General features: G+C 74.1%; 24 protein-coding genes. 8 read left to right on the forward strand and 16 right to left on the reverse strand.

Annotation, left to right across the window (positions count from 1 at the left end; translation table 11 throughout):
- Window position 1: 1 nt before the first annotated feature.
- From K8Z61_RS17350 to K8Z61_RS17360, 3 genes are read left to right on the forward strand one after another with little or no spacing between them, the layout of a single operon-like run.
- Complete coding sequence (locus K8Z61_RS17350; protein WP_224131398.1) at window positions 2-1,150, forward strand: acyl-CoA dehydrogenase family protein; 1,149 nt, start codon at window positions 2-4, stop codon at window positions 1,148-1,150.
- Between the two features lies 1 nt (window position 1,151).
- Window positions 1,152-2,075: an acyl-CoA dehydrogenase family protein gene (locus K8Z61_RS17355; RefSeq protein ID WP_224131399.1), complete on the forward strand. Its 924-nt coding sequence runs from the start codon at window positions 1,152-1,154 to the stop codon at window positions 2,073-2,075.
- On the forward strand, window positions 2,075-3,088 hold the full coding sequence (locus K8Z61_RS17360) for an acyl-CoA dehydrogenase family protein (RefSeq protein ID WP_224131401.1): 1,014 nt from the start codon (window positions 2,075-2,077) through the stop codon (window positions 3,086-3,088). The genes K8Z61_RS17355 and K8Z61_RS17360 overlap by 1 nt, the downstream gene beginning before the upstream one ends.
- A 313-nt stretch (window positions 3,089-3,401) precedes the next feature.
- On the opposite strand, the gene K8Z61_RS17365 is transcribed toward K8Z61_RS17360, so the two are convergent.
- The 9 genes from K8Z61_RS17365 to K8Z61_RS19450 form a co-directional block, all read right to left on the reverse strand.
- Window positions 3,402-5,396 (reverse strand): putative Ig domain-containing protein, encoded by a 1,995-nt coding sequence (locus tag K8Z61_RS17365; RefSeq protein WP_224131402.1) that lies wholly within the window; start codon window positions 5,394-5,396, stop codon window positions 3,402-3,404.
- Window positions 5,397-5,729: 333 nt separating this feature from the next.
- Window positions 5,730-6,362 (reverse strand): flavin reductase family protein, encoded by a 633-nt coding sequence (locus K8Z61_RS17370; protein WP_224131404.1) that lies wholly within the window; start codon window positions 6,360-6,362, stop codon window positions 5,730-5,732.
- Window positions 6,363-6,427: 65 nt separating this feature from the next.
- Window positions 6,428-7,327: an iron-dependent extradiol dioxygenase HsaC gene (gene hsaC, locus K8Z61_RS17375; protein ID WP_263431279.1), complete on the reverse strand. Its 900-nt coding sequence runs from the start codon at window positions 7,325-7,327 to the stop codon at window positions 6,428-6,430.
- Window positions 7,324-8,280: a 4,5:9,10-diseco-3-hydroxy-5,9,17-trioxoandrosta-1(10),2-diene-4-oate hydrolase gene (hsaD, locus tag K8Z61_RS17380; RefSeq protein ID WP_224131406.1), complete on the reverse strand. Its 957-nt coding sequence runs from the start codon at window positions 8,278-8,280 to the stop codon at window positions 7,324-7,326. Before hsaD ends, hsaC begins: the two co-directional genes overlap by 4 nt.
- A complete protein-coding gene (gene hsaA / locus K8Z61_RS17385) occupies window positions 8,280-9,446 on the reverse strand; it encodes a 3-hydroxy-9,10-secoandrosta-1,3,5(10)-triene-9,17-dione monooxygenase oxygenase subunit (RefSeq protein WP_224131408.1) in 1,167 nt (388 codons plus the stop codon). Before hsaA ends, hsaD begins: the two co-directional genes overlap by 1 nt.
- 84 nt (window positions 9,447-9,530) lie before the next feature.
- Complete coding sequence (locus K8Z61_RS17390) at window positions 9,531-9,917, reverse strand: VOC family protein (protein WP_224131410.1); 387 nt, start codon at window positions 9,915-9,917, stop codon at window positions 9,531-9,533.
- Window positions 9,918-10,011: 94 nt separating this feature from the next.
- Window positions 10,012-11,124, reverse strand: coding sequence for a 4-hydroxy-2-oxovalerate aldolase (gene dmpG, locus K8Z61_RS17395; protein WP_224131412.1), 1,113 nt, complete (start codon window positions 11,122-11,124; stop codon window positions 10,012-10,014).
- Between the two features lies 1 nt (window position 11,125).
- A complete protein-coding gene (locus K8Z61_RS17400) occupies window positions 11,126-12,040 on the reverse strand; it encodes an acetaldehyde dehydrogenase (acetylating) (RefSeq protein WP_224131414.1) in 915 nt (304 codons plus the stop codon).
- A gap of 81 nt (window positions 12,041-12,121) precedes the next feature.
- Window positions 12,122-12,946 (reverse strand): 2-keto-4-pentenoate hydratase, encoded by an 825-nt coding sequence (locus K8Z61_RS19450; RefSeq protein WP_224131416.1) that lies wholly within the window; start codon window positions 12,944-12,946, stop codon window positions 12,122-12,124.
- Window positions 12,947-12,980: 34 nt separating this feature from the next.
- Here K8Z61_RS19450 and kstD point away from each other — a divergent pair, with 34 nt between their 5' ends.
- Both kstD and K8Z61_RS17415 read left to right on the forward strand, forming a co-directional pair.
- Window positions 12,981-14,705 (forward strand): 3-oxosteroid 1-dehydrogenase, encoded by a 1,725-nt coding sequence (gene kstD / locus K8Z61_RS17410; protein WP_224131418.1) that lies wholly within the window; start codon window positions 12,981-12,983, stop codon window positions 14,703-14,705.
- Window positions 14,705-15,589 carry a MaoC/PaaZ C-terminal domain-containing protein gene (locus K8Z61_RS17415; protein ID WP_224131419.1) on the forward strand — a complete coding sequence of 295 codons (885 nt, stop codon included), beginning with the start codon at window positions 14,705-14,707 and terminating at the stop codon, window positions 15,587-15,589. The genes kstD and K8Z61_RS17415 overlap by 1 nt, the downstream gene beginning before the upstream one ends.
- A gap of 5 nt (window positions 15,590-15,594) precedes the next feature.
- Here K8Z61_RS17415 and K8Z61_RS17420 read toward each other — a convergent pair whose 3' ends face one another.
- From K8Z61_RS17420 to K8Z61_RS17430, 3 genes are read right to left on the reverse strand one after another with little or no spacing between them, the layout of a single operon-like run.
- Window positions 15,595-16,110, reverse strand: a complete 516-nt coding sequence (locus tag K8Z61_RS17420) for a hypothetical protein (protein WP_224131420.1) — start codon at window positions 16,108-16,110, stop codon at window positions 15,595-15,597.
- Window positions 16,111-16,124: 14 nt separating this feature from the next.
- Window positions 16,125-17,390 carry a DUF480 domain-containing protein gene (locus K8Z61_RS17425; RefSeq protein ID WP_224131421.1) on the reverse strand — a complete coding sequence of 422 codons (1,266 nt, stop codon included), beginning with the start codon at window positions 17,388-17,390 and terminating at the stop codon, window positions 16,125-16,127.
- Window positions 17,387-18,862, reverse strand: a complete 1,476-nt coding sequence (locus tag K8Z61_RS17430) for a cryptochrome/photolyase family protein (protein WP_224131422.1) — start codon at window positions 18,860-18,862, stop codon at window positions 17,387-17,389. Before K8Z61_RS17430 ends, K8Z61_RS17425 begins: the two co-directional genes overlap by 4 nt.
- Window positions 18,863-18,907: 45 nt before the next feature.
- Here K8Z61_RS17430 and K8Z61_RS17435 point away from each other — a divergent pair, with 45 nt between their 5' ends.
- Both K8Z61_RS17435 and K8Z61_RS17440 read left to right on the forward strand, forming a co-directional pair.
- A complete protein-coding gene (locus tag K8Z61_RS17435) occupies window positions 18,908-19,654 on the forward strand; it encodes a dienelactone hydrolase family protein (protein WP_224131425.1) in 747 nt (248 codons plus the stop codon).
- Window positions 19,651-20,712 (forward strand): AbrB family transcriptional regulator, encoded by a 1,062-nt coding sequence (locus K8Z61_RS17440; protein WP_224131427.1) that lies wholly within the window; start codon window positions 19,651-19,653, stop codon window positions 20,710-20,712. Before K8Z61_RS17435 ends, K8Z61_RS17440 begins: the two co-directional genes overlap by 4 nt.
- Here the strand turns inward: K8Z61_RS17440 and K8Z61_RS17445 are convergent.
- Genes K8Z61_RS17445 through uvrB form a run of 3 tightly spaced genes read right to left on the reverse strand, consistent with a single transcriptional unit; the run spans window position 20,666 to window position 24,367 of the window.
- Entirely contained in the window at window positions 20,666-21,964 is a 1,299-nt protein-coding gene (locus K8Z61_RS17445; protein ID WP_224131429.1) for a nitrate/nitrite transporter, read from the reverse strand. The genes K8Z61_RS17440 and K8Z61_RS17445 overlap by 47 nt on opposite strands.
- Before the next feature lie 55 nt (window positions 21,965-22,019).
- Entirely contained in the window at window positions 22,020-22,169 is a 150-nt protein-coding gene (locus tag K8Z61_RS17450) for a hypothetical protein (RefSeq protein WP_224131431.1), read from the reverse strand.
- A gap of 59 nt (window positions 22,170-22,228) precedes the next feature.
- The gene (gene uvrB / locus K8Z61_RS17455) at window positions 22,229-24,367 is read right to left on the reverse strand and encodes an excinuclease ABC subunit UvrB (RefSeq protein ID WP_224131433.1); all 2,139 of its coding nucleotides are present in this window, start codon (window positions 24,365-24,367) and stop codon (window positions 22,229-22,231) included.
- A 57-nt stretch (window positions 24,368-24,424) separates the two neighbouring features.
- On the opposite strand from uvrB, the gene K8Z61_RS17460 reads away from it, so the two are divergent.
- Window positions 24,425-24,724 (forward strand): hypothetical protein, encoded by a 300-nt coding sequence (locus tag K8Z61_RS17460; RefSeq protein WP_224131434.1) that lies wholly within the window; start codon window positions 24,425-24,427, stop codon window positions 24,722-24,724.
- A gap of 44 nt (window positions 24,725-24,768) precedes the next feature.
- On the opposite strand, the gene K8Z61_RS17465 is transcribed toward K8Z61_RS17460, so the two are convergent.
- A complete protein-coding gene (locus K8Z61_RS17465; RefSeq protein WP_224131435.1) occupies window positions 24,769-25,755 on the reverse strand; it encodes a ThuA domain-containing protein in 987 nt (328 codons plus the stop codon).
- Window positions 25,756-25,854: the final 99 nt, after the last annotated feature.

The following is a 25,854-nucleotide window of genomic DNA, read 5'->3' on the forward strand; positions in this document are numbered from 1 at the left end:
GATGGACCTGTCGCTGTCGGAGTCCGAGCTGGCCTTCCAGGCCGAGGCCCGGGCGTGGCTCGCCGCGCACGTGCCGGCCGAGCCGCTGCCCTCCATGGACACGCCCGAGGGCTGGGCGCTGCACCAGGAGTGGGAGGCGAAGCTGGCCGCGGACCGCTGGTCGGTCGTCTCCTGGCCGCGCGAGGTCGGCGGTCGCGAGGCCTCGCTCGTGGAGTGGGTGATCTTCGAGGAGGAGTACTACCGCGCGGGCGCGCCGGGCCGCGTCTCGCAGAACGGCATCTTCCTGCTCGCCCCGATCCTCTTCGAGCACGGCACCCCCGAGCAGCAGCAGCGCTTCCTGCCCTCCATGGCCACCGGCGAGCGCATCTGGGCGCAGTGCTGGAGCGAGCCCGAGGCCGGCTCCGACCTGGCGTCCCTGCGCTCCACGGCGCGGCGCGACGAGGAGCGCGGCGGCTGGGTCCTGGACGGGCAGAAGACCTGGTCCTCGCGCGCCGCGCTGGCCGACTGGGGGTTCGGCCTGTTCCGCTCCGACCCGTCCGCGCAGCGCCACCGCGGGCTCACCTACTTCCTCTTCCCCCTGGACGCGCCGGGCGTCACCGTGCGTCCGATCGCGCAGCTGGACGGGGAGGCCGGCTTCGCCGAGATCTTCTTCGACGAGGTGTTCGTGCCCGACGCCGACGTGCTGGGCGGGGTCGGCGAGGGCTGGAGCGTCGCGATGTCGACGGCCGGCAACGAGCGCGGCCTCTCCCTGCGATCCCCCGGACGCTTCTGCGCGGCGGCCGACCGGCTCGTCGACCTGTACCGCAGCACGCCCGAGCCGCCCGCCGCGGCCGGCGACGCCGTCGTCGACGCGTGGCTGCGCGCCCAGGCGTACCGGCTCTACACCTGGGGCACCGTCACCCGGCTCGCGGACGGCGGCGACATCGGGGCGGCGGGCTCGGTGAACAAGGTGTTCTGGAGCGAGCTCGACGTCGCCCTGCACGAGACCGCGCTCGACCTGCTCGACGCGGACGCCGAGCTGGAGTCGCGCTGGCTCGACGGCTACACGTTCTCGCTGTCGGGGCCCATCTACGCCGGCACCAACGAGGTGCAGCGCAACATCGTCGCCGAGCGGATCCTCGGCCTGCCGCGCGAGCCGAGGGGAGCCTGACGTGCACTTCGTCCACACCACCGACCAGCGGGACCTGGCCACGTCGCTCGAGGCGCTGCTGGCCGGCGCGGACACCGTCGCCGTGGCCCGGGCCTGGGCCGACGGCGACCTCGGGCCCGGGCTCGCGCTGTGGCGGCGTCTGGCCGACCAGGGCGTCTCGATGCTCGCGACCGAGGCGTCCGCGGTCGAGGTCGTCATCGCCTTCGAGGCGCTCGGCCGGCACGCCGTGCCCGGGCCCTGGGTGGAGTCGGCGGCGTACCTGCCGCGCGCGCTGGGCCGCGAGCTGGACGGTCCGGCGACGGTCGCCGTCGCGCCGCTCGCCCCGCGCGCCCTGGACGCGCACGTCGTCGAGGAGGCCTACCTGGTCGTCGACGGCGTGCTCCACCGCGCCGCGCCCGCCGACGGCGCGACGCACCGCTCGGTCGACCGCACCCGCGCGCTCGTCGACCTCGTCGCCGGCGACGCGGTCGACGGCCCGACCGATGCGGCCCTGGCCGCGGCCGAGCGGCTCGCGGTGCTGGCCACGAGCGCCCAGCTGCTCGGCGCCGGCGAGCGGCTGCTCGCCGACACCGTCTCCTACGTGCGCCAGCGGCGGCAGTTCGGCCGCGAGATCGGCTCGTACCAGGCGCTCAAGCACGCGCTCGCGGACGTCCGCATCGCCCTCGACTTCGCCCGACCGCTCGTCGACGGCGCCGCGCTCACCGACGCGCCCGCCGACGTCCACGCGGCGAAGATCGCGACCTCCGACGCGGCCTACCTGGCCTCGCGGACGGCCCTGCAGCTGCACGGCGCGATCGGCTACACCCAGGAGTTCGACCTGAGCCTGTGGCTCACCAAGGTCCGTGCGCTGGTCGGCGCCTGGGGCACGCCCGCCCGGCACCGCGCGGCGCTGCTGGCCCTGCTCGTGGACGGGCGGGCCGCCTGATGGACTTCGCGCTCTCCGCCGAGCAGGAGCAGCTGGTCGCCACCGTCCGGGCACTGCTGGCGCGGCGCTCCGACCCGGCGGCCGTGCGATCCGCGCTGGCGCTGCCGCTCGGCTACGACGAGGACCTGTGGCGGCTGCTCTGCGAGCAGGTGGGCGTCGCCGCGCTGGCCGTGCCCGAGGAGCACGACGGCGCGGGCGCGACGCTCTTCGAGGCGCTGCTGGTGCTCGAGGAGCTCGGCCGCACGCTGACGCCGTCCCCGCTGCTCTCCACGCTGCTGGCGACCGAGGTGGTCCTCGCCGGCGGCACCCCCGAGGCGCAGGCCGACCTGCTCCCCCGGCTGGCGGCCGGGGAGACCGCCTGCGTCGTCGACCTCGCGGCCCCGCATCCGGTGGTCGACGCGGACCGTGCGTCCCTCGTCCTCGTGCTCGGCGACGACGGCGTCCTCGGCGTGGCCGACGCGGCCGCGTGCGCCGTGGCCTGGACGCCGTCGATGGACCAGACGCTGCGGCTGGGCACCGTGTCGGTGCCCGCCGACGCCGTCCGGCCGATCGGGCGCGCCGAGCCCGCGCGGGCCAGGGTGGCGGCGGTCGGCACGGCCGCGGTCGCCGCGCTCGCACTCGGCTGCGCGACGCGCGGCCTGGACATGACGGTCGCCTACAGCGCCCAGCGGGTGCAGTTCGGGCGGCCGATCGGCTCCTTCCAGGCGCTCAAGCACCGCATGGCCGACCTGCTCGTGCGCGTCGAGCTCGCTCGCTCGACGTCGTGGGCCGGCTCGTTCGCGGTGGCCCGCGGCACCGCCGAGGACGGCACGCCGTTCGACGCGCACGTGGCGGCGTCCTGCTGCCTGGAGGCGGCGGAGCGGGTGGCCGCGGAGACCGTCCAGCTGCACGGCGGCATCGCGATCACCTGGGAGCACGACGCCCAGCTGGTGTTCAAGCGCGCGCACGCCCTCGGGCACCTCTTCGGCACCGGGCGCGCGCATCGCGAGGCCCTGGCCGAGAGCACGGCATGACCCGCCCGGCGTCGTCCGTGGCCGCACCGTGGCCCAGGTCACAGGCCGTCCCCGGGTCAGACCGGGACGGCGCTCCTAGGATGCGGGACATGGACAGCGTCGACACCACCCCCCAGGAGAACGAGGCGGCCGAGGACGCCACCGAGGCCCTCACCGGCGAGATGGTCGCGAACCCCCGTCGCACCCGGATCTGATCCACTCCCTCCCGCCACTCCGATCCCCGAGGACCCCCGGCCGCCGGCCGGGGGTCCTCGTGCGTCCGGGGCCCGGCGGCCGCGGATCAGCCGCCTCGCCGCGTCACCGTGTCACCGTGTCACCGCGGCAGCACGCGCACCGCGTACGTGCGCTGCGCCCGCACCCCCAGCGCGTCGACGACCTCGACGTCGACCACCACCGTGCGCGAGGCGGGCACGACGCGGGGCAGCCGCAGCCGCAGGACGCGACTCCCGTCGTCCACGCGCTCGAGCCGGGCGCCCGTCGGAGCGCGGACCCGCCAGCGGAGCGAGGGCAGGCCGCCGGTCGCGACCAGCGTGACGCGATACGCGCTGCCGGCGCGTCCGGCCGGCAGCCGGGTGGGCCGGAGCGCCAGCCGCGGCACCACCCGCAGCGGCCAGAGCGCGGTGGCGGTCGCACCGTCGGCGTCCTGCACACGCACCGGGACGAGCAGGTCGCCGGCCGTGCGCGGGGTGCCGGTCAGCGTGCCGTCGGCGGCCAGCGCGAGGCCGGGCGGCAGCCCGGTCGAGCTCCACGCGTACGGCGCGGTGCCGCCCGTGGCGGCGAAGCGCACCGGCCCCAGGGCGAGGCCGACCTCGGCGGGCCGCGAGTCCGGGAGGTCGATGCCCAGCGACGGGCCGGGAGGCGTCACCCGCAGCTCGCCGGCGACCACGCGTGTGGTGCCCTCCGCGTCGCTGACCACGAACCGCAGCGGCGTGGTCTGCGGGACGTCGGGGGCCGCGCCGAGCAGCGCTCCCGAGTACGGGTCGAAGCGGAGCCCCTCGGGCAGCCCCAGGGCGGCCGTGCGATACGGCGGCACCCCTCCGGTCAGGACGAGCGGCGTCTGGGTCACGGCGGTGCCCGTCACCACGGGGGTCGTGCCGACCCGCGCGGCGAGGACGTCCTCGAGCGGGCGCGCCGTCACCGCGTAGCGCCCCAGCGAGCCCGCGGCGTCGTAGGCGTCGGGGCGCGCGAGCGCGGAGCCGTCGCCGACGCCGTCGCCGCTGCCGTCGCCGGCCACCTGCACCAGGAGCCGACGCGAGGTGCCGGCGGCCACGGGCACGTCCACGGTGGCCCCGGTGCCGGTGGCCACCCAGCTCGCCGCCGGGAGGGTCGGCGGCGCGGCGCGTCCGATCTCGACGCCGGTGTCGGCGTCACGGACGGTGAGCGCGACGTCGAGCATCTCGTCGTCGGAGACGGGCGCCGCGGTGATCGCGGTCGGCCGGTCGATCGCGACGACGAAGCCGTCCACGTCGCCGGGCGACTCGATCGCGCCGGTGGCGTGCCCGTCGACCAGCGCCCGCGCGGCCTCCGCACCGCCCTGCCCGCCGCTGCCGTCGGGCCCGTCGTCGGCCACGGTGCCGAGCGCGGCGGCGAGCGTGGCGACGTCGTCCTGCTCGGGGTGCGTGGCGCCCGGGTAGGAGCCGTGCGACCAGCCGCTCACGTCGGCGTCGACGGGCAGCCCCAGGATCGGCCCCCACAGCGCGCCACCGGCCCAGAAGGTCGTCGTGCCGACGGCGGTGGTGCGCCCGTGCGGCTCGAGACCGGCCATCCGGCCGACGTGCAGGGCCGCGGTGAGGCCGGCGTCGCGCGGCTGGCGCATCAGGTCCGCGAACACCCAGGCGGGGCCGGACGCGTCGCGCTGGGCCTGCCGGTCGGCACCGAGCAGGTAGGTGTAGGTGGTGCCGCCGCAGCGGCCGCACCAGGCCGCCACCGGGTTGTCGTACGCCTGGGTCAGCAGGATCTCCACGCCCCAGGTCGGGTCGTCGGGCCCGTCGGCGCGCAGCGCGTCGGTGCTCGGCCGCTCGGTCGTGACGTCGACGTCGAACGGCGCGAGCTTCGCGGCGAGCACCTGCCAGGTCCAGCGGACCCAGTCCTGCTCCTCGGCGCCCAGCGACGCCGGGTCGCCGTCGCGGTCGAAGGGCGCTGCGACGAGGGACCCGACGCCGGTCAGGGCGTTCCAGCCGACGTCGGCGACCGTGGCGCCCACGACGTCGAGGTAGACGGTGCGGGCCGCCCCGGGACGCGAGTGCAGCGCCAGGACGTCGACGTCGCCCGCCGCCCGCCGGGCGACGGCGCGCTCCGCCCGGGGCATCCCGGTCGCCGGGGCCGCGACGGCCACCGCTGTCGACCCGGCCTCCGGCGGGCCGCCCGGCGTGCCGAGCGCCGGTGACCCCGGGCCGAGAGCCAGAGGGATCACGACGAGCAGGCCCGCGAGGAGCAGCGGGCGGGGCCGCACACGGTGCGACCGACGACGAGCAGGACGAGCAGGACGAGGCATGGCGGTCCCTCCCAGGTCCGACGACCCGACCACGCTAGGGAGCGCGGGTCACGGACGGCAGCCGTCGCCCGGGCGGCCCGGCCTGACCCGTCCGGGCCAGGGGGCGCGTCCGTGCCGGGCGCGACGACGGAGATGCCGCGCAGCGCGTCAGCGCACGGTGCGGTACTGCCCCTTGAAGAACAGGAGCGGGTCGGCGTCGGCCTCGTCGGTCTGCAGGTCGACGACGCGGCCGATGACGATCCAGTGGTCGCCGGCCTCGTGGACGGCGTGGATGGTGCAGTCGACGTGAGCCACCGAGCCCTCGATCACCGGCGACCCGGTGACCGCGGAGGGGTGCCAGCCCAGGCCGGCGTACTTGTCGGCGCCGCGGCTGGCCATCTGGTTGGAGACGTCGACCTGGTGCTCGGCGAGGAAGTTGACGCAGAACCGGCCGGAGCGCTGGATGGCGGGCCACGCACGGGAGGTCCTCGCGGGCACGAACAGCACGAGCGGCGGGTCGAGGGAGACGCTGGAGAACGACTGGCAGGTCAGGCCCACCGGCTCGCCGTTGCTGATCGCGGTGACGACGGTGACACCGGAGGCGAACCGGCCCAGCACGTCGCGGAACCGGCGGGCGGCGGCGACGGCCTCGGGATCGGCCGGGTCGACGGCCGCCTCCTCGCCCGGGTGCAGCTGCACGTCGTAGGCGAGCCAGGAGTCGATCAGCTCGGCGCTGGGCCACGTGGCCGCGGCGTCGGGACGCATGCCCTCGGGGACGGCGGGGGGCTCCGGCGACGTCATGACCCCCACCGTAGTGGCGGGTCCGGCGACCGCCGGGACGGGGCCGTCGGGGTGGGCCCCCATGGTCAGCGTCCGCCGCTGAAGTCGTGGCCCCAGTAGGAGACGGCCGTCGACTCGCGGGCGACCCAGGAGGAGTCCTGGACGGTCAGGCCGTCGGTGCCGAACTCGACGTCGAACCCGCCGGGCGAGCGGACGTAGAACGAGACCATCTCGTCGTTCATGTGCCGGCCGAGCGTCGCCGAGAGCGGGGCGCCGTGCTTGCGGACCCGCTCGAGCGCCCGGCCGACGTCGTCGAGGGCGTCGACCTCGAGCATGATGTGGACGCACTTGCTCGGGTTCGGCATCGGCAGGAACGCCAGCGAGTGGTGCCGCGGGTTGACGCCGAGGAACCGCAGCCAGACCTTGCTGCCCGGCTCCTTGCCGACGAACTCGCCGGGCATGCTCATCGAGTCGCGCAGCCGGAAGCCGAGCACGTCGGCGTAGAACCGCAGCGCCTCGACGTCGTCGTCGACCGGCACGACGAGGTGCCCCATGCCCTGGTCGCCGGTGACGAACCGGGCGGCGTAGGGCGTCACCAGCGGACGCGCCTCGTAGGTGATGCCGTGGAAGAGCTCGAAGACGTTGTCGAAGGGGTCGGAGAAGCGGATCATCTCCTGGACGCGGCGCTCGTCGAGCTCGGAGGCCGTGGCCTCCTCGAACTCGACGCCGGCCTTCTGCAGGTGCTCGCGCGCGTCCTGCAGCGCGCGGTGGTCGGCCAGCTCCCAGCCCGCGCAGATCAGCCGGTCGACGTCCGCGGGCTCGACGACGAGCCGGTGGCTGACCTGGTCGATGCGGTAGTAGAGGTGCTCGGGGTTGGCGCCGCGAGCCTCGGCGAGGCCGAGCACCTTGCCGGCGAAGGTGCGCCACTGCTCGAGATCGGTGCTGGCGACCCGGACGTAGCCCAGCGAGCGGATGTCGATGCTCATGCGGCACCTCCCTGGGCGGCCGCGCGGGGCCGCTCGACGTGGCGGGCGAGGAACGCGGTCGCGACCTCGCGGAACTCCTCGGCGGCCTCGATCTGGGCCCAGTGGCCGCAGTTCGGGAAGACGTGCAGGCTGGCCTTGGGGATGAGCTTGAGCGCCACCATCGCGCCGTCGAGCGGGTTGACGCGGTCCTCGCGGCCCCAGGTGAGCAGCGTGTGCTTGCGCAGGCGGTGCGCCTCGCGCCACAGCAGGCCGTCCTCGGCGGTCTCGGGGTTGAAGAACGACCAGCCCATGCTCGCCATCGCGGCCTGCGCGCCGGGCGCGGTCGCGTCCGCGAAGCGCTCCTCGACGAGCTCGTCGGTGACGAGGTCCTGGTTCACGACCATGCAGGAGATGAAGCGGCGCAGGCTCTCGCGGCTGGGCTCGCGGCTGAAGTCCATGAGCCGCTGGACGCCCTCGGTCGGGTCGGCGTGGAAGAGGTTGAGGCTCAGGCCGCCGGGTCCCATGAGGATCAGCCGACCGACGCGGTCGGGGTGGCTGAGCGCCAGCCGCATCGCGGTGCCGCCGCCGAGGCTGTTGCCGAGCAGGTGGACGCGCTCGATGCCGAGCTCGTCGAGGAGCGCGACCACCGCGTCCGCGGAGAAGCGGTAGTAGTTGCCGACGACGGCGGGCTTGTCGGAGCCGCCGAAGCCCGGCTGGTCGACCAGGATCGTGCGCAGGTCGCGGGCGAAGGACGGCAGCGCGGAGCCGAAGTTCGACCACGCGGACGCGCCGGGGCCGCCGCCGTGGAGCATCACCAGCGGCAGGCCGCCGCCGAGCGCGGTCGGCGTGCCGGCCTCGTAGTAGGTCAGGGCGATCTCGCCGGCGGCGTCGGTGCGCACGGTCGCGGTGCGCCGCAGGGCGTCCCGGCTGAGCGGGGCGTCGGTGGCGCCGGTGGCGGGGCTGGTCGTCGTCATCAGTACATCCCGGGGTCGATCTGGTGGCCGAGCTCGTGGGCGCCGAACATCTGCAGCGCCCGCTCGGGGTCGTTGGCGGCGTGGACGCGGCCGGCGTGGGCGTCGCGCCAGGCGCGCTCGAGCCGGGTGCCGCGGGCCAGGGCGCGTCCGCCGGAGGCCTCGAAGAGCAGGTCGATGGCGTCGAGCGCCCGCTGGGAGCCGATCACCTGGTCACGGCGCGCCTTGAGCCGCACCCGCAGCGGGATCTGCTCGCCACGGGCCACGAACGCCTGCTCCTCGCGGAGGTTGCCGACGAGCTGTCCCCAGGCGGCGTCGATCTCGCTGGCCGCGCGGGCGACCCGGACGGCGGCGAACGGGTCGAGGCTGGCCCGCTCCCCCGCGTACGCGGCGCGCACCCGCTGGCGCTGCAGCGCGACGTGCTCGTCGTAGGCGCCCTGGGCCATGCCGATCATCGGCGCGGTGATGGTGGCGGTGAAGACCGAGTGGAACGGCAGGCGGTAGAGCTCGGCGTCGTTGACCGCCTGACCGGGCCCCTTGCACTGGCCGGTCTCGCTCATCGAGAGCGTGAAGGCGGCGGGGACGAACGCGTCCTCGACCACGATGTCGTTCGAGCCGGTGCCCGCCAGGCCGACGGTGTGCCACACGTCGGCGATCTGGTAGTCGGCCCGGGGCAGCAGGAAGGTGCGGAAGTCGACCACGGCGCCGGTCGCGTCGTGCACGAGCCCGCCGAGCAGCACCCACTGGCAGTGGTCGGCGCCGGAGCTGAAGCTCCAGCGTCCGGTGAGCCGGAAGCCGCCGTCGACCACGTCGGCGCGTCCGGTCGGCGCGTAGGACGAGCTCAGCCGGGTGCGCTCGTCCTCGCCCCACACGGCCTCCTGGGCCGAGGCGTCGAAGAGCGCGACCTGCCAGGGGTGGACGCCGACCACGCTGGCCATCCAGCCCGTGGAGCCGCAGGCGGCCGCGATCTCGCGCACGGCCGTGTAGTAGTCGACCGGGTCGGCCTCGTGCCCGCCGTGGCGGCGCGGCTGGAGCAGGCGGAAGAACCCGACCTCGTCGAGCTCCTTGACGCTGGCCTCCGGCACCACCCGCAGCCGCTCGGCCTCGTCCGCGCGCTCGCGGATGCTCGGCAGCACGTCGCGGACGCCCTCCAGCACCGGATGGGACATGGGCACGCTCCTGATCGGTCGATCGCGAGCCGCCAGACTAGAACACGTTCTTGTTTTGGGTCCAGTCCCGCGGGGCGCGGCGCGTCACCCGTCGAGCCGGGAGAGCACGCAGAGCTCGTTGCCCTCGGGGTCGGCCAGCACCGCCCATCCGCGCTCGCCGTCGCGGAGGTCGGCCACCAGCGTGGCGCCGTGGGCGAGGAGTCGCTCGACCTCCTCGTCCCGGCTGCGGTCGGTGGGACGCAGGCAGGGGTGCACGCGGTTCTTCACCGCCTTGCCCTCGGGCACGGCGAGGAACAGCCAGGACCGGCCGTCGGGGCCCTCGAGGCCCGACTCCTGCGCGCCCGGGTGGTTCCAGCCCTCGGAGGTGTCGGACGGGTCGTGCGCGAAGTCGTCGAGCACGGCGTCCCACCAGACGGCCTGCGCGTAGGTGTCGTGGGCGTCGAAGCAGAGGTTCGCGAGTCGGGAGGCCATGACGCGAGCCTGCCCCGTCCGCGCCGTGGACGCCACCGCCCGTCGGACGACGGGCCCTGTCGGTGGGGCTCGACGCCGCGACGACCAGCGCGGCTCACGCGTTCGCCGCCGCCTTGTCCTTCTCGGCCTTCAGCATCAGGGCGATGTCGATGAGCTGGTCCTCCTGGCCGCCGATCAGCTTGCGCCGCCCGGCCTCGAGCAGGATCTGCGCGCCGGAGACGCCGTAGCGGTCGGCGGCGTTGCCGGCGTGCTTGAGGAAGGACGAGTAGACGCCGGCGTAGCCCATCATCAGCGTCATCCGGTCCAGCCGGCACTCCTCCGGCATCGCCGGGGCGATGACGTCCTCGGCGGCGTCGACGATCTGCAGGAAGTCGACGCCGGTGCGCCAGCCGAGCTTGTCGCACACGCCGATGAACGCCTCGAGCGGCGTGTTGCCGGCGCCGGCGCCGAAGCGGCGCACCGAGCCGTCGATCTGGGTCGCGCCGGCGCGGGCGGCGATGACGGTGTTCGCCACGCCGAGCCCGAGGTTCTCGTGACCGTGGAAGCCGACGTCGGCCTGGTGGCCGATCTCGGCGACGACGGCCGCGACCCGGTCGGCGGTCTGCTCCATCACCAGGGCGCCGGCGGAGTCGACGACGTAGACGCACTGGCAGCCGGCGTCGACCATGATCCGGGCCTGCCGGGCCAGCACCTCGGGGCTCTGGGTGTGGCTCATCATCAGGAACCCGACGGTCTCCAGGCCGAGCTCGCGGGCCAGGCCGAAGTGCTGGATCGAGACGTCGGCCTCGGTGCAGTGCGTGGCGATCCGGCAGATCTGCCCGCCGTTGTCCTGGGCGGCCCGGATGTCGTCCTTGGTGCCGACGCCGGGGAGCATGAGGAAGGCGATCTTCGCCCGCTGCGCGGTCTCGGCGGCGATCCGGATGAGCTCCTGCTCCGGGGTGCGCGAGAAGCCGTAGTTGAACGACGAGCCGCCGAGGCCGTCGCCGTGCGTCACCTCGATCACCGGGATGCCGGAGGCGTCGAGGGCACGGACGATGTCCTCGACCTCGCGCGCGGTGAACTGGTGCCGCTTGTGGTGCGAGCCGTCGCGCAGGCAGGTGTCGGTGAGCCGCAGGTCGAGGTCGCCGAACGGCTCGTCGCCGTGCGTGCCGGACCAGGTGCGGGCGAGCCGATCGAGCGGGGCGGTCGTGGCGTGCGTGTCGGTCATCTCAGGCTCCAGCCAGGATCGAGCGGGCGATGTTCTGGCCGACCTGGGTGGCGGCGGCCGTCATGATGTCGAGGTTGCCGGCGTAGGGCGGCAGGAAGTCGCCGGCGCCCTCGACCTCCACGAAGATCGAGACCTTCAGCGCGCCGCGGGTGGCGTCGGAGGGCTCGTCGATCTGCGGCTCCTGGAGCAGTCGGTAGCCGGGCACGTACTCCTGGACGGCCTTCTCCATCGCGAACACCGAGGCGACGATCGCGTCGCGGTCGGCGTCGGGGTCGACCGCGCAGAAGATCGTGTCGCGCATGATCATCGGCGGCTCGGCGGGGTTGAGGATGATGATCGCCTTGCCCTGCGCCGCTCCCCCGATCTCGGTGACGCCGCGGCTGGTCGTGCGGGTGAACTCGTCGATGTTCGCGCGGGTGCCCGGGCCGGCGGAGACGCTGGAGACCGAGGCGACGATCTCGGCGTACGACACCGGCGTGGCCCGCGAGACCGCGGCGACCATCGGGATCGTGGCCTGCCCGCCGCAGGTGATCATGTTGACGTTCCACGCGCCCACGTGCTCGTCGCCGTTGACCGGCGGGATCACCGCGGGGCCGACCGCGGCCGGCGTCAGGTCGACGGCCCGGATGCCGGCCTCCCGGTAGCGCGGCGCGTACTCCCGGTGCACGTAGGCCGAGGTGGCCTCGAAGAGCAGGTCGGGCAGCTCGTCCTGCTTGAGCAGCCAGTCGACGCCCTCGTGCGAGGCCTCCAGGCCCTTCGACGCGGCGATCCGCAGCCCCTCGGACGACGGGTCGACGCCGATCATCCAGCGCGGCTCGATCGGGCCGCCCTGCTCGGCGGAGCGGAGCAGCTTGAACAGCAGGTCGGTGCCGATGTTGCCGGGTCCGACGATGGCGGCGGTGAGCTTCTGGGCCACGGGGCCTCTTCTCTCTGGTGCGGCGGGTGCGGTGGGTGCGGGGGTCTCGACAAGCTCGACCACCGCGGCGGGGAGGGCCGGTCAGGCGAAGGTGGCGACCAGCGGGGCGAAGCCGCTGATCGACGCCTCGACGGTCTGGCCGGCGGCGAACTGGACGAACGGGCCGAGGGCGCCGGAGAGGACCAGGTGGCCGGCGCGCAGCGGGTCGCCGTAGCGGTGGGCCTGGATCGCCAGCCAGCGCAGCGCCTCGAGCGGGTCGCCCAGGCAGGCGGCGCCGGTGCCCTCCGAGCGGACCTCGCCGTCGATGCTCAGGCTCATCACCACCTCGACCGGCTCCACCTCGTCGAGCGGACGTCCGGCCGCGCGGTCGGCGACGACGAACAGCCCGCTGGAGGCGTTGTCGGCGACGGTGTCGGTGAAGCCGATGTCCCAGCCCGAGATGCGCGAGTCGACGATCTCCAGGGCCGGCAGCACGAGCGCGACCGCGGAGCGGACGAGCGCGGGCGTGATCTCCTCCTCGTCGGCCGGCGCGAGGTCGGCGCCGAGCACGAAGGCGACCTCCGCCTCGACCCGGGGCTGGAGGAGCGCGTCCATGGGGATCGGCGCGAGCGCGCTGACGTCCATCTCGTCGAGCAGGTAGCCGAAGTCGGGCTGGTCGACGCCGAGCTGGCGCTGCACCGCCTCGGAGGTCGCGCCGATCTTGCGGCCGACCACGCGGGCCCCGGCGTCGAGGCGCCGGCGGACGAGGCCCTGCTGCACGGCGTACGCGGCGTCGAGGTCGTCGGTGCCGATCAGGTCGCGCACCGGCGCGCAGGGCGTGCGGGTCGCGAGCGCGCCGGCGAGCCGCTCGACGGCCTGCTCGACCCGCGGGGCGACGGACGGCGTCACGATGGTGTCGGAGGTCACCTGCACATAGTAGAACCTGTTACAGTTTTGTGCCATGACGGGTGGTTCGACGGGCGCCCTGCCCGCAGAGGTCGATGTCGTCGTCGTCGGAGCCGGAGCCGCGGGCATGTCCGCCGCGCTGCGCGCCGCCGACCACGGCCTGGAGACGGTGCTGCTGGAGAAGAGCGGCCACTTCGGCGGGTCGACGGCCCGCAGCGGCGGCGGGGTGTGGATCCCCGGCAACTACGCGCTGCGCGAGGCCGGACAGGTCGCGCCCGACGACGCCGCCCAGGCCGAGCTCTACCTCGACTCCATCGTCGGCGACGTCGTCCCGAAGGTGCGGCGCGACACCTACCTGCGCCGCGGTCCCGAGGTCATGGACTTCCTCAAGGCGCGCACCCCGCTGCGCTTCCGCTGGGTGCCGCAGTACGCCGACTACCACCCCGAGGCGCCCGGTGGCCGAGCGGCCGGACGCTCCGCCGAGCCCGTCCCGATGGACGCGCGCTTCCTCGGCGCCGAGCTCGAGCGGCTGCACCCGCAGTACACCAAGGCGCCGGCGAACATGATCGTCACGCAGGCGGACTTCCGGAAGATCAGCCTGGGGCTGCGCACCGTCCGCGGCCCGATCACCATGGTGATGGTGCTGCTGCGCCGCATCGTCAGCCTGCTGCTGCGCCGGCGCATGTACGCGATGGGCAACGCGATCGCGATCAGCCTGCGCAAGGGCCTCATGGACGCCGGGGTGCCGGTGCACTACGAGTCGCCGCTCGCGGACCTGCTGGTCGAGGACGGCCGGGTGGTCGGCGTCGTCGTCGAGCGCGACGGCGTGCGCCACGAGGTGCGAGCGCGGCGTGGCGTCGTGCTCGGCAGCGGCGGCTTCGAGCGCAACCTCGCGCTGCGCGAGCAGTACCAGCCGAAGCCCACCTCGGTGGACTGGACGACCGGCTCGCAGTTCAACGACGGCGCCGGCCACGTGGCCGGCATGGCAGCCGGCGCGGCCGTCGACCTGATGGACGACGCGTGGTGGGGCCCGACCATCCCGCTGCCGTCGGGCCCGTGGTTCTGCCTGGCGGAGCGCAACCTGCCCGGCTCGATCATCGTCAACGGCGAGGGCCGCCGGTTCATGAACGAGGCGCTCCCCTACGTCGAGGCCACCCACGCCATCTACGCCGGGGAGGCCACCGGCGTCCCGCACGTGCCGGCCTGGATGATCATCGACCAGCGCTACCGCGACCGGTACCTCTTCGCCGGGCTCTTCCCGCGCCAGCCGTTCCCCGGCCGCTGGTACAAGTACGGCACCATCCGCAAGGCGTCGAGCATCGAGGCGCTCGCCGCCGAGATCGACGTGCCCGCCGAGAACCTGGCCGCGACCCTGGAGCGGTTCAACGGCTTCGCCCGCACCGGCGTCGACGAGGACTTCCACCGCGGCGAGTCGGCCTACGACAAGTACTACTCCGACCCGACGGTGAAGCCGAACCCGTCGCTGCACGTCATCGACGAGGCGCCGTTCTACGCCGTCAAGATCGTGCCGGGCGACCTCGGCACCAAGGGCGGCCTGGTCACCGACGAGCACGCCCGCGTGCTGCGTCCCGACGGCTCGACGATCGAGGGCCTCTACGCGGCCGGGAACGTCTCCTCGGCCGTCATGGGGCACACCTACCCCGGCCCGGGCGGCACCATCGGCCCCGCGCTGGTCTTCGGCTACCTGGCCGCCGACGACATCGCCGAGCGGACGCACGCCGCGGCCGCCGTCCGGACCCCGGCGGAGGAGACGGCCTGATGCCCATCGACCCGTCGGTGGCGATCGGCGCCACCACCGGCACCACGACGTTCTCGTGGGCCGAGAGCGACGTGCTGCTCTACCACCTGGCGATCGGCGCCGGCTCGGCGCCGGGCGACTTCGTCTCCCCCGCCGCCCTGCGCCTGACCCTCGACGGCCCGGCGCTGCAGGTGCTGCCGTCGTTCGCGGTGGTCGCGCCGACGTTCCACGCCACCGACCCGCCGCCGCTCGACCTGCCCGGCTGCGAGATCGACCTCGCGCAGGTCGTGCACGGCTCGCAGTCGGTGCGGCTCGCCGGCCCGCTGCCGACCCACGGCACCGCGACGCTGACGACCCGCATCACCGACGTCTGGGACAAGGGCAGGGCGGCGGTCATCTGGCAGGAGGGCACCGCGGTCGACGCCGACGGCGCCGAGCTGTGGCGGGCGCGCTCCTCGATCTTCGTGCGCGGCGAGGGTGGCTTCGGCGGCGACCGCGGCGGCTCCGAGCCCGTCGTCGTGCCCGAGCGGGCGCCCGACGCCGAGGTCGTCTACGCGGTGACCCCGCAGCAGGCCCTCCTCTACCGGCTCTGCGGCGACCGCAACCCGCTGCACGCCGACCCCGACTTCGCCAAAGCCGCCGGCTTCCCGGCGCCGATCCTGCACGGCCTGTGCTCCTACGGCATCGCGCTGCGCAGCCTGACCGACGCGCTGCTCGACGGCGACGCGAGCGCCGTCGGCGGGTTCACCGCCCGGTTCGCCGGCGTGGTCTTCCCCGGCGAGACCATCGGAGTGCGCGGCTGGCGCGAGGACGGCCGGGTCGTGGGCTCCGCCCACGTCGTCGCCCCCGGCTCGGAGCGCGACGGCGCGCCCGTGCTGGCCGACGTCGTGCTCGAGACCGCCTGACGGGCTCAGCGAGCCTGCGCCACCACGGTGACCCGGCCCCGCTCGGGGTCCCAGCGGCGCAGCTCGCTGAGCACGATCTCCTCGTCGGCCGGCGCCGCCTCGAGCGCCTCCAGCGCCCGCGGGACGTCGGCCCGCGGCACCCGCCGCGCCAGCGTGACGTGGGGCAGCCAGCCGGGGAAGCGGCGGTCGGGCACCTGCACCCGCAGCGCCAGCACCCGGCGCACGACGTCGTCGTCCAGCTCCAGCGCCCGGGCGATCGTCACCGAGCCGGTCGAGCCTAGCAGCAGCAGACCCGACAGCCGGCCGGTGACCGGGAGCAGGGAGCCGACCCGGACGATCGCGACGTCCAGGGCCTCCTGGCTCAGCTCTGGCCCCGACACCAGCGTCGCGTGCGGCACGTCGGAGACGCCCGGACGCGCCAGCTGCGAGGGCAGACCGGCGTCGGCCAGTGCCTGCCACTGCGCCCGGACGAGCGCGCGGCCGGCCTCGTCGGGCACCAGCTCGAGGGCGTGCACGGGCATCGTCGGATCGACGCTCACGCCGGCCGACGGGCGAGCAGGTAGAGCCGTTCGGTGGCCTCGTCCCGGGCGACGATGGGCCCGCGGCGGTACCACTCGACGTCGACCAGGCCGGCGTCGGCGAGCACGCGCGCGACGGCGTGCTCGTCGTGCAGCGCGATGTCGACGTCGACCCGCTGCTCGAACCACACCGGCTGGTGCTTCACGGCGCCGCCCGCGGGACCGGCGTGCAGGGCGAGCACGAGCCAGCCGTCGGGCAGCAGCGGGCGCGCCAGCGCCGCGACGGCCTCGGGCAGCTCGCTGGCCGCCAGGTGGATGAGGGAGTACCAGGCGACGACGGCCGCCCAGCCCTCGGCCCGCTCGGGTCGCAGCAGGCGGCGCAGGTCGCCCTCGCCGAAGCGCAGGTCGGGGAAGCGGCGCCGCGCCTCGGCGACCATCGCCGGGCTGACGTCCAGCCCCTGCGCCGGCGCGCCGAGCCCGGCCAGGTGCGCGGTGACGTGGCCCGGGCCCGAGCCGACCTCGATCAGCGGTGCGCCGAGCGCGACGGCGTGCGCCGCTACCCGTCCCAGCAGCCACTGCTCGAACGGCATCCGCGCCAGCTCCGGGACGAGCCGCTCGGCGTAGGGCGCGGCGATCGCGTCGTAGGTCGCGACGACCGTCGCGTCGCGGGTGCCGGCGCCGACCCCCAGCAGCGCCTCGGTGCCGCCGCCGGCCGACCCCGTCGACGCCGACGACACGTGCGAAGCAGACGACGCAGATGCCGGGGCGACGGGCTCGGCGTCGCCGAGCAGGTGCCGCCAGCGGTGGTCCTGCTCGCGGGGGCGTCGCTCGAGCCGCTCGACCAGCGGCTCCGGGCGTGCGGCGAGCGCTACGAGCGTGCGCTGGACGTCGTCGCGGTCGGCGAAGGGGTGGAGCCGCTCGGTGCGGGTGCGCAGCTCCCCGGGCGACTGCGGGCCGCGCAGCAGCAGGACGGTCAGGACGGCCCGGGCGGCCGCGTGCTGCTCTCCGGCGAGGCCCAGCGCCTCGTCGAGGGTCTGGTGGTGCTTGAGGGTGCGGCGGCCGGTGTCGGACCAGACGATCCGCAGCAGCCCGCGCGCCTTGAGCGCCTTCGCGACCTCCTCGATCGTGCGCTCGTCGAGGTCCATCACCGGCTCGCGGCTGCTGGTCTGGTTGCAGGCGGTGCGCAGCGCCGTCAGGGTCAGGGGGTAGGTGGCCGGCACGGTCACCTGCTTCTCCAGCAGCGCGCCGAGGACCCGCTGCTCGACCGGGTCGAGGACGATCACGCGGGCGACCCTAGCCAGGCCTGGGCCCGCTTCGTGTGGGCGGCCTTCTTGGCCGGGTCGAGCCGGTCGTAGAGGGTGGCGATCATCTGCGAGCGCGGGTTGCCGGCGAAGACGTCGTGGTGGTCGCGCACGAACGTCCAGTAGAGGGCGTCCCAGTCGGCCTCCCAGTCGCCCCGGGGCAGGTCGCTCATCTTGCGCAGGTAGTTCGAGCCCGACACGTACGGCTTGGTCGTGATCGCCGGGCCGGCGGCGAACTGGCTCATCGCGTAGACGTTGGGCACCATCACCCAGTCGTAGGCGTCGATGAACATCTCCATGAACCACTCGTAGGCGGCGTCGGGCTCGGCGCGCAGCAGGCACAGCGCGTTGCCGAAGACCATCAGCCGCTCGATGTGGTGGGCGTAGGCGGTGTCGAGCACCCGCTCGAGGCACAGGTCGACGGGGGCCAGGCCGGTCGAGGCGGTCCACCAGCCGGGGTCGAGGCGCTGCGCGTGCTCGAGGTGGTTGGTGCTGCGCATCCGGCGGCCGAACCACACGTAGGTTGCGCGCATGTACTCCCGCCAGCCGATCACCTGCCGCACGAAGCCCTCGAGGGAGGCGATCGGCACGTCGTCGGCGCGTTCGAGGACCAGCTCGAGCACCCGCTGCGGCGAGATCAGGCCGATGTTGAGCGCCGGGGTCAGCAGGGCGTGGAAGACGAACCCGTGCTGGCGCGAGATGGCGTCCTCGTAGGGCCCGAACTGCTCCAGACGCTCGTCGAGGAAGGCGACGAAGGAGGCCTCGGCCTCCTCGTGCGACGTCGGCCAGCGGAACGACTCGGTCCGACCGGGGTTGTCGGGGAACGCCTCGGCGACCCAGGCGATCGCGTCGGTCACCGCGGCGTGCTGCTCGATCGCCGGGACGTCGGGCACCGGGTGGTTCCTGGGGAGCTTCTTGCGGTTCTCCTCGTCGAAGCTCCACCTGCCGCCCACGGGCGCGCCGTCGCCCTCGACCAGCACGTCCAGCCGGCGTCGCTGCCAGGCGTAGAAGTGCTGCATGCGGGCGAACTTCGCGCTGGTGGTGCCGCGGTACTCCTCGAGCTGCGATCGAGTGGTGAGGAAGCCCGGCGACTCCCGCCAGTCGGTGACGACGTCGGCGAGGTCGCGCTCGAGCCAGTCGTCCACGACGTCGAAGCAGCTCACCTCGGACGGTCGGAGGTCGGCGAGCAGGGCGTCGAGCTGAGCGCGGGAGGTCTGGTCGGCGTCGGTGCGGACGTGGTGGACGGTGCGGCCCGCGTCGCGCAGACGCGCGGCGAAGCGCTCCATCGACGCACGGTGCAGCACGAGCTTCTGCCGGTGGAAGCGGTACTGGCGGAACAGCAGGTCGTGCTCGACCAGCACGAGCACGGTGCTCTCCGGCTCGTCGAGGTGCTCGAGGAAGAGCTGGTGGGGCAGCACCAGCCGCACGGGCGGGGACGACGGGACAGCCGACATGACACGAGCCTAGGAAGCCGCCGGTTGCGGCCTAGGCTGACGCACATGGCGACGACGCAGGTGCTGGAGCGGTGGACCGCCGGCGAGCACACCGACGAGGACGGCACGACCCACCCGATCTACCGGCAGGGCACCGGCCCGGGCGTGATCGTCATCCACGAGATCCCCGGCCTGACGCCCAAGGTCGCCGCTTTCGGCCAGGAGGTCGTCGACGCCGGCTTCACCGTGGTGATGCCGAGCCTCTTCGGCACCCCGGGCGCGCCGTTCGGCCCGGTGGCGATCGCGCGGGCGATGGCCCAGGTGTGCGTGAGCCGCGAGTTCACCAAGCTCGCGACCCGGCAGACCACGCCGGTGGCCGGCTGGCTGCGCAGCCTCGCCCGCAGCCTGCACGCCGAGACCGGCGGGCCGGGCGTGGGGGCGCTCGGCATGTGCTTCACCGGCGGCTTCGCCCTGGCGATGATGGTGGACGAGGCCGTCGCCGCCCCCGTGCTGTGCCAGCCGTCGGTGCCGTTCACCGTCGGCCGCGCCCGCAGCGCCGACCTCAACCTCTCCCCCGCCGACCTCGACGCCGTCAAGCGCCGGGCCGGCTCCGGATGCCCCGTCCTCGGCGTGCAGTACGCCTCCGACCCGCTCACCGGCACCCGGTTCGACACCCTCGACCGCGAGCTCGGCCCCGCGTTCCTCCGCGTCGACCTGCCCGGCAAGGGGCACAGCGTCGTCACCGAGCAGCGCGACCAGGGCGCCGTCGACCGGATCCTCGGCTTCCTCGACGAGCGCCTGCGATCGGCGTGAGCCGGGGCGCGCCGCGCTCGCGTCGTGCCGCGCTGGCGCTCGTCGTCGGCGCCACCGTCCTCAGCAGCCTGCTCCTCGGCCTCGCCGGCCTGCCCTCGCCCGTCCTCTTCGGCGGGCTGATCGGCGGCCTGGCACACGCCCTCACGTCCGAGGAGGGCCTCGAGCTCGCGCCGACGTCGTTCCGGCTCGCCCAGGCGCTGATCGGGGTGACGATCGGCTGCCTGGTCAGCGGCGAGGCGCTGCGCGCCATGGCCGCCGACCTGCCGACCATCGCGCTCATCACCCTCGGCACGGTCGTCGTGAGCGTCGCCGCGGGCCGCGTGCTGGCGCTGCGCCGCGACGTCTCGCCGGTCACGGGCGCCTTCGCGCTGATCGCCGGCGGCGCGTCGGGGGTGGTCGCGGTCGCGCGCGACCTCGGCGCGGACGACCGCGTCGTCACCGTCGTGCAGTACCTGCGCGTGCTGCTGGTGCTGGTGACGCTGCCGATCGTCACGACGACGCTCTTCCACCCGGCGCGCGGCGTCGGCCGGCTGACCACGGACGCCGACCTGCCCGCCTCCCTCCTCGTCACGGTCCTGGCGGTCGTCGGCGGGCTGGGGCTCGCCCGCGTCGTCCGGTTCCCGACCGCGACCCTGCTCGGCCCGCTCGCCGTCAGCGCCGTCCTCGCGGCCGGGGGCTGGCTGGGCGGACCCCTGTCGGTGCCGACGCCGCTGCAGTGGCTGGCCTACGGGCTGATCGGCGCCCAGGTGGGCCTGCGGTTCACCCGGGCCAGCCTGGCGGCGATCGCCCGGATGCTGCCGCTGGTGCTCGCGATCATCGCGACGATGATCGCGGCGACCGCGGCCATGGGAGCCGTGCTGGCCGCCGTCACGCCGGTCGACGGGCTCACCGCCTACCTGGCGACGACGCCGGGCGGGCTCTTCGCCGTCCTCGCGACGGCCGCCGACAGCGGGGCCGACGTCACCTACGTGCTGGCGGTGCAGGTGTTCCGGCTGCTGGTCGTGCTCGCGCTCACTCCGGCACTGGCACGCCTGCTCGCAGCGCGTCCCGATCGGTGACCGCGCGCGTGGCGCGTCGGTACCGCACGATCTGGATCGCGCCCAGGCCCCAGAGCAGGTACTGCAGGCTCATCGCCCAGCGGAACGCCGAGACCGGGTAGTCGCTGCCGCCGCCGGGCGTCAGCGCGTCGAGCACGACGCCGATGGCGACGACGAGCACGAGCGTGGCGACGAAGCCGGCGACGTTGACGATGCCGGTGGCGCTGGCCAGCCGGGAGCCGGGGTTGCTGGTGCGGGCCAGGTCGAAGCCGATCACCGACGCCGGGCCGCCCACGCCGGCCACGACGACCAGCAGCACGAGCACGGGCAGCGGCGCCTGCCCCGGCCAGGCGAGCACGAGCGTCCAGGCCGCGGCCATCGCGCCGACGATCGCGAGCACCATCGTCGAGCGGTGCCACGGGTGGCGGCTGATCAGCCCGCCGAGCACGGGGCCGGCCAGGACGACGGCGACGGTCATCACGGTGAGCAGGACGCCGGCCTCGGCGTCGCTGCGTCCCTCGCCGCGCACGAGGAACGGGTAGCCCCACAGCAGCGCGAGCACATTGGCGCTGAACGGCGTGCAGAAGTGCACCCAGAAGCCCAGGCGGGTGCCGGGCTGGGCCCACGACGCCGCCAGGCTCGCGCGCATCGCCGGCAGCGAGAGCGTCTCGCCTCGGACGCTCCGCGAGGTGGGGCCGTCGCGCAGGACGAGCAGACCGAGCGCGGCCACCGCCAGGCTCAGCACGGCGGTGACCAGGTAGGCGCGGGTCCAGCCGAGAGTGCCGAGCGCCCAGGTCATCGGGATGGCGGCGCCGATCGACCCGAGCTGGCCGACGGTGCCGGTCACCTGGGTCATGAACGGGATCCGGCGCCGCGGGAACCACGACGACAGCAGCCGGATGACGCAGATGAACGTCATCGCGTCGCCGGCCCCGACGAGGAACCGCGCGCCGAGCGCCACCGGGTACGACGCTGCGAGCGCGAAGGTGGCCTCGCCGACCGCGATCACCGCTGCCCCGGTGAGGGCGACGAGCCGAGGCCCGAACCGGTCGACGGCGAGGCCGACCGGGATCTGCAGGCCGGCGTAGACCGCCAGCTGGAGCATCGTGAACGACGCCAGCTGCGAGGCGGAGATGTCGAAGCGCTCGGCCGCGGCCAGACCCGCGACGGCCAGGGACGACCGGTGGAAGACGGCCAGGGTGTACATCGCCAGGGCGACGCCCCACACCGTCCAGGCGGTGCGGGATCCTCTCCAGTCCTCCGCCGCGCTCACCGATCGATCATCCGTCGACTCCCGCTACGAGCGCGAATCGACGGACGGCGGCGGGCTAGCCGCCGAAGGCCGAGACGAGGGTCGCGAGGGCCAGCATCAGCAGGGCGAAGAACAGCACCGCGGCGGTGGCGGCGGCGCCGGCCTTGACGAGTCGGTCGCGCCGACTCGTCGCCGTGGGGGCGTGGGGATCGGGGGTGGCGCTCATGCGCGGACGCTAGCCCGTCGGACGACCGGTGTCAGCCGCTCCGGCGGAGCCGGCACCCCTCACTGGGTGGCCGCCATCATCTGCCGCAGCTCCTTCTTCAGCTCCGAGATCTCGTCGCGCAGCCGGGCCGCGACCTCGAACTGCAGGTCGGTGGCCGCCTGGCGCATCTGGTCGGTGAGCTGCTGGATGAGCTGGGCGAGGTCGCTGCTCGGGATCCCGGTGAGGTCGGCGGCACCGCCGGAGTGCTTCTCGCCGAGCATCGGCGTCGGGGACTTCCCCTTGCCCGCCTTGCCGGCCCGGCCCTTGGCCTCGGTGCCCGCCCAGGTCTCGAGCAGCGCCTGGGTGGACTCGTCCTCGCGCGCGAGCATCTCGGTGATGTCGGCGATCTTCTTGCGCAGCGGCTGCGGGTCGATGCCGTGCTCGGTGTTGTAGGCGATCTGCTTGGCCCGGCGCCGGTTGGTCTCCTCGATCGCCGACTCCATCGACGGCGTGATGCGGTCGGCGTACATGTGCACCTGGCCGAAGACGTTGCGCGCCGCGCGGCCGATGGTCTGGATGAGCGACTTGTCGGAGCGGAGGAAGCCCTCCTTGTCGGCGTCGAGGATCGAGACCAGCGAGACCTCGGGCAGGTCGAGGCCCTCGCGCAGCAGGTTGATGCCGACGAGCACGTCGTACTCCCCCAGCCGCAGGTCGCGCAGGAGCTCGATGCGCTTGAGAGTGTCGACCTCGGAGTGCAGGTAGCGGGTGCGCAGGCCGGCGTCGAGGAGGTAGTCGGTGAGGTCCTCGGACATCTTCTTGGTGAGCGTCGTGACGAGCACCCGCTCGTTGCGCTCGGTGCGCAGCCGGATCTCGTGGATGAGGTCGTCGATCTGGCCCTTCGTCGGCTTGACGATCACCTCGGGGTCGACGAGGCCGGTCGGCCGGATGATCTGCTCGACGACGTGCGGCGGGGTGCTGCCGCCGGCCTTGTCGAGCTCGTAGTCGCCGGGGGTCGCGGAGAGGTAGATGGTCTGGCCGATGCGCTCGAGGAACTCCTCCCAGCGCAGCGGGCGGTTGTCCATGGCGCTGGGCAGCCGGAAGCCGAACTCGACGAGGTTGCGCTTGCGGGACATGTCGCCCTCGTACATGCCGCCGATCTGCGGCACGGTGACGTGCGACTCGTCGATGACGAGCACGAAGTCCTCGGGGAAGTAGTCGAGCAGGCAGTTCGGCGCCGAGCCGCGCGGGCGGCCGTCGATGTGCATCGAGTAGTTCTCGATGCCCGAGCACGAGCCGACCTGGCGCATCATCTCGATGTCGTACGTGGTGCGCATGCGCAGCCGCTGGGCCTCCAGCAGCTTGCCCTCCCGCTCGAAGACCGCGAGCTGCTCCTCGAGCTCGGCCTCGATGCCGGCGATCGCCCGCTCCATCCGCTCGGGGCCGGCCACGTAGTGCGTGGCCGGGAAGACGTAGAGCTCGTCGTCCTCGGTGAGCACCTCGCCGGTGACGGCGTGGAGCGTCATCAGCCGCTCGATCTCGTCGCCGAAGAACTCGATGCGCACGGCGTGCTCCTCGTAGACCGGGAAGATCTCGAGGGTGTCGCCCCGCACCCGGAAGGTGCCGCGGGTGAAGGTGAGGTCGTTGCGGGTGTACTGGATCTCGACCAGGCGCCGCAGGATCGAGTCGCGGTCGTGCTCCTCGCCGACGCGCAGCCGGATCATCCGGTCGACGTACTCCTGCGGGGTGCCCAGGCCGTAGATGCACGACACGGTCGAGACGACGATGACGTCGCGCCGGGTGAGCAGCGAGTTCGTGGCCGAGTGGCGCAGCCGCTCGACCTCCTCGTTGATCGAGGAGTCCTTCTCGATGTAGGTGTCGGTCTGGGGGACGTACGCCTCGGGCTGGTAGTAGTCGTAGTAGGAGACGAAGTACTCGACCGCGTTGTCGGGGTACAGCTGACGCAGCTCGTTGGCGAACTGGGCGGCCAGCGTCTTGTTCGGCTGCAGGACCAGCAGCGGACGCTGCACCTGCTCGGCCACCCACGCCACCGTGGCCGTCTTGCCGGTGCCGGTGGCGCCGAGCAGCACGACGTCCTGCTCGCCGCCCTGCAGGCGGCGGGTGATCTCCGCGATCGCGGCCGGCTGGTCGCCCGCGGGGGCGTAGTCGGAGACGACCTTGAAGGGGGCGACGCGGCGCTCGAGATCGGTGACGGGACGCATGCTGCGAGACTACGGTGGCCCACCGACAGTCCTCCCCGCCCGACAGGAGCACCCCTCATGGCCCTCGGTCTCAACCCGGTCGGCGACGTCCTCAAGCGCGCCGACAAGGTGCTCGCCGGCGCCGGCGCCACCCTCGACGTCGTCGAGGGCAAGCTGGAGAACGTCGACGCCACCCTGGCGAAGGTCGACGCCCGGATGACCACGGTCGACGCCACCCTCGCCGAGACCCGCGAGGTGCTGGGTCAGGTGCAGGGCCTGCTGGCCGAGCTCACCGAGGAGATCGCGCTGATCCGCCAGATCCCCGAGCTGCGCGCCCGCCTCGACGAGGTGCACGCGGCGGTGACCGCCGGGGCCTGAGCCCCGGACGGCCACCGCGTCACCGGCTCACCGCGGCCGGGTCGTCAGGACAGCCGGCCGAGCCAGTCGGTGCCGTTGAGCGCCCACGCGGCGTTCGTGCCGGCGGGGTCGTTCCAGCCGTCGTAGAGCGTGTTGCCGGACTGGCCGGTGCCGTCGTCGACCGGCGAGGAGTCGCCCCACAGGATCACCCGGCCCGAGCCGAACGTGCTGACCGCGATGAAGCAGCCGGTGCTGCCGGTGTTCGAGACGCCGGCCCGGTAGAGCAGGCACTTCGCGTTCGGGTTGGCCGCGGTGGAGAGGGTGGAGGTCGTCGCGCCGCGCAGGATCGACGTCGAGGCGGTCCCCCAGGCGCCCTTCACGACCGGGTGCGTCGAGGCGCCCGAGCCGAGGTTCGCGGTGTTCTCGCTGCTGATGTTCTGGTAGGCGACGGTGAGGCCGAACGGGTTCGTGTCGTCGACGCCGTTGCTGCTGAACAGCTGGTTGGCGATGTCGACGGAGTCGACGCCGTCGTTGTTCCGGTCGGACTGGTCGTGGTCGACGATCAGGTACAGCCCGCCGCCGTTCTGCACGAACGTCATGATCGCCTTGCGCTCGGCGGCGGTGAAGGCCGTGTTGGGCTCGTCGATCACCAGCACGTCGTAGTTGGCGAGGTCCTGCGCGTTGGAGGTCGAGCCGTAGGTCAGCGACCGGCCCGACGGGTTGGTCGCGAGCCGGTACTCGGTGGGGTACTGCGCGAGGCTGACGCCCCAGGCCGAGATCGCGCCCGTCCAGTCGGTCTCGACCGTGGGGGCCGACTTCTGGTTGTAGGGGCTGGGCTGCGAGGTGGAGATGATCCAGTCGGCGTTGCCGGCCGTCTGGGCGTGCGCGTTGTCGAAGAGGACGCGCAGCGGCGTGGCCGCGCCGGCCGGCGGGGCGGCGCCCGGGACGGCGGGCAGCGCGGCGGTCAGGCCGCCGGCCACGAGGGCGACGGCGCCGACCCCGAGGGCGGCGGCGCGGGCGGGACGGGCGAGGTGGGGGCGCGGAAGGCGCACGGGTGCTCCGTTCGTCGGTGGGCCGCCCCGAGTGGCGACCCGGCCGCCGGCCATCCTGCCCACCGCGGCGCCGGCCCACCCCGGGGGCGCGCCGTCGCC

This window comes from Nocardioides sp. TRM66260-LWL, assembly GCF_020075545.1.
Classification (GTDB): domain Bacteria; phylum Actinomycetota; class Actinomycetes; order Propionibacteriales; family Nocardioidaceae; genus Nocardioides.